The sequence below is a fragment of the Methanoregula sp. genome, from assembly GCF_049686655.1.
Classification (GTDB): Archaea; Halobacteriota; Methanomicrobia; order Methanomicrobiales; family Methanospirillaceae; genus Methanoregula.
Window position 1 is genome coordinate 1 of record NZ_JBAVIG010000039.1, and the last position, 2,799, is coordinate 2,799.

Annotated in this window: 3 protein-coding genes and 1 pseudogene; 3 read left to right on the forward strand and 1 reads right to left on the reverse strand. The window is 59.8% G+C overall.

Features of this window, described 5'->3' with window-relative positions; genetic code table 11:
• Positions 1 to 127: 127 nt before the first annotated feature.
• On the reverse strand, positions 128 to 595 hold the full coding sequence (locus WBL42_RS04685) for a redoxin domain-containing protein (RefSeq protein ID WP_424720108.1): 468 nt from the start codon (positions 593 to 595) through the stop codon (positions 128 to 130).
• 428 nt (positions 596 to 1,023) lie between these two features.
• Between WBL42_RS04685 and WBL42_RS04690 the strand changes: the two genes are divergently transcribed.
• The 3 genes and pseudogenes from WBL42_RS04690 to WBL42_RS04700 all read left to right on the forward strand — a co-directional run.
• Positions 1,024 to 2,148, forward strand: a complete 1,125-nt coding sequence (locus tag WBL42_RS04690) for a TIGR00375 family protein (protein WP_424720109.1) — start codon at positions 1,024 to 1,026, stop codon at positions 2,146 to 2,148.
• A 199-nt stretch (positions 2,149 to 2,347) separates the two neighbouring features.
• On the forward strand, positions 2,348 to 2,473 hold the full coding sequence (locus WBL42_RS04695) for a catalase (protein WP_424720110.1): 126 nt from the start codon (positions 2,348 to 2,350) through the stop codon (positions 2,471 to 2,473).
• Positions 2,474 to 2,477: 4 nt separating this feature from the next.
• A pseudogene (locus tag WBL42_RS04700) lies at positions 2,478 to 2,799 on the forward strand (catalase/peroxidase HPI); the annotation flags it as partial.

A 2,799-nucleotide genomic window follows, 5' to 3' on the forward strand; every position in this document is an offset into this window, starting at 1 on the left:
CGCTGGGTGAGAAGGTTGATCAGAAGTATTCGTACAAGTGGGGGTCAAGGGGTGCTCCCCTTGGGCTGCCTCCCCCTCTGGGGGAGAGAGGGGGTCACGCTCATAACTACCATAGAGTATGTCCTGATCACTTCCCCAGAAACGCAACAATCTCCCCGATATCCGGCACCGAATGCACCGGGTAAACCTTCACGAACACGACCCGCTGCTTCTCATCGATAATCACATTCGCCCGCTCGGAGAACCCGTTCGCGTCCCGGAAGAGCCCGTACTTCTCGGCAACCGCCCCGTGCGGCCAGAAATCGCAGAGGAGCGGGGTCTGCGTGATCCCGAGGCTCTTTGCCCATGCCTTCTTGCAGGGGATCGAATCGACACTGATCCCGACCGGGATGCAGTTATTTTTTGCGAGCACCTCACGCTTCTCCTCGAGCGATTTCATCTGGGCTGCACAGAACTCCGTCCACGCGAGCGGGTGGAACGAGAGGAGTACGCGTTTCCCTTCCTGCTCGTAGAGATCGAAAGTCTTGTCGTTCTGGTCCTTGAGCGAGAAGTTCCGTGCCGGCTCGCCTGCCAGTACGATAACTGCCTGTACCATAGGTCACCTGTACTGGTGTTCTGGCAGCCGGAGGGGATGAGGGTTTGGATATGACCAAACCCGGCAGGCCCTGCTGCCGGCCCTGGCCACCCTCTCTGCATCTGTACCCATGCGACCCCCTCCCCCGCCCGGTAGCCCAAAACCCGGCATTTCACTCGTAAACACACAAAAAATCCTGTAACTATCCGGACGCGATTGGGGGGGTCGCATGGGTACATCGTGTTAAACCCGCCCGGGCACCCTGCGGTTCCGGTCAATCCCCCGGAACGATACCTCCTCCGTGAACATGACCGAAACAGAGGGTGGTATCCTGCAGTCAGGGTCGGTTCCTTGCGGGTCATTTGTACCCACACGACCCCCCACAGCCCCCTGCGAACTACCCTATCACCACCTCTTTTATTCCGCGAAGTACAACCGGTCACGTACATATGCTGCCCGTGAACGCCGACCTCCACATCCACTCGCCGTACTCGATGGCCGTCTCCCGTTTCATGCAGCCGGAGCAGCTGCTTGCCGGGTGCGTGACAAAGGGCATCCAGGTGCTTGGCACCGGCGACGCCCTCCACCCGGTCTGGCGGAAGACCTGGGAGCCGTTTTTGCAGAACGATGCCGGCATCGTGGTCGTCCCTACGGGCGAAGTAGAGGACGAGCGGAGGGTGCACCACCTCATACTTGCAGAAGATTTCTCCCAGTTCGCCGAACTGCAGGCGCTCATGGAAGGGACGTGCAAGAGTTTCGCAACGACCGGGCGCCCGCACATCTACCTGTCAGGTGAAAAGATCGCCCGCCATGCCCACAGCGTCGGTGCCCTGATCGGCCCGGCTCATGCGTTTACGCCCTGGACCTCCATGTACGCGTACTGCACCGGTGTAGCGGACTGCTATGGCAGCGAGCCCATCGATTTCCTTGAACTCGGCCTCTCTGCGGACAGTTCGTACGGGGCCGCTATCCCGGAACTTAACGGTATCCCGTTCCTCACCAACTCCGATGCCCACAGCCCCCATCCCGATAAGCTCGGCCGTGAGTTTAACCGGCTCGATGTCCGGGATGCGACCGTAAAAGGAGTGCTCGACGCAATACGGCAGGGGCACGTGGTCATGAACGCCGGGTTCTTCCCGGAAGAGGGGAAGTACAACCGCACCGCCTGCGTCCGGTGCTTCACCCAGTACCCGCTGGAGGAAGCAGTCCGGCACGGCTGGCGGTGCCCTGCCGATGGCGGCGTCATCAAGAAGGGCGTATCAGACCGGGCAAAAGAGTTGTCCGGGGGCAGCGCGCCACAACCCCGTCCTCCCTATGTCCACATCCTCCCCCTCGGTCAGATCATCCAGACCATGGAGGGGGTGTCGTCCCCGAACACGAAGAGATCTAAGGCGATCTATGCAGAATTTATCGGGAGGTTCGGGAACGAGATCAACGTTCTCATCGATGCCCCGGTCGCGGAGATCCGTGCGGTCCACCCGAAGGTGGCGGATGCGATTTCGGCCCTGCGGAACGGCACCATCACCCTCCACCCGGGCGGGGGTGGGAAGTACGGCACGTTCTCACTCGGATAAACGAAGTTTTCCCTGATATTCCTGCCAATGTGCCAGGACACCCCTGCTTTTTCCCCCGTTTTACCCTACGGCGATGAAAAACCGGGATATGAGGCACGCCCTGGGAAATGCCTGCACAATTCCCTACGGAAACGGTGCTGCGTTATCCCAAACCAAATCTTTATTGCCCGCACACCGCAAACTCTGCCCTGTGAAAACCATGGCCAAGATAATCCTCACAACGGACCAGGGGATCCCGGTTGCCGACAACCAGAACTCCCTGACTGCCGGGCAGAGTGGTCCGGTCTTTCTGCAGGATGTCCACCTGATCGAAAACAGGAGATGATGGTATGACTGACGACAGTAAGTGTCCGGTAACTGGCGGAGCAAATAAACACGCTACCGGCAGAGGCACATCGAACCGGGACTGGTGGCCCAACCAGCTGAACCTTAAAATCCTGCACCAGCACTCGCCCTTGTCCAACCCCATGGGAAAGGGTTTCAACTACGCCGATGAGTTCAGGAGCCTTGACTTGGCGGCCGTAAAGAAGGATCTGCAGGCGCTGATGACCGGCTCGCAGGACTGGTGGCCGGCGGATTTCGGCCACTACGGGCCCTTGTTCATCCGCATGGCATGGCACAGCGCCGGCACGTACCGCACCGGTGACGGTC

Coding starts and splice junctions, on each gene's coding strand:
- WBL42_RS04685 (WP_424720108.1), bottom strand. CDS start 595: ATGGTACAGGCAGTTATCGTACTGGCAGGCGAGCCGGCACGGAACTTC.
- WBL42_RS04690 (WP_424720109.1), top strand. CDS start 1,024: ATGCTGCCCGTGAACGCCGACCTCCACATCCACTCGCCGTACTCGATG.
- WBL42_RS04695 (WP_424720110.1), top strand. CDS start 2,348: ATGGCCAAGATAATCCTCACAACGGACCAGGGGATCCCGGTTGCCGAC.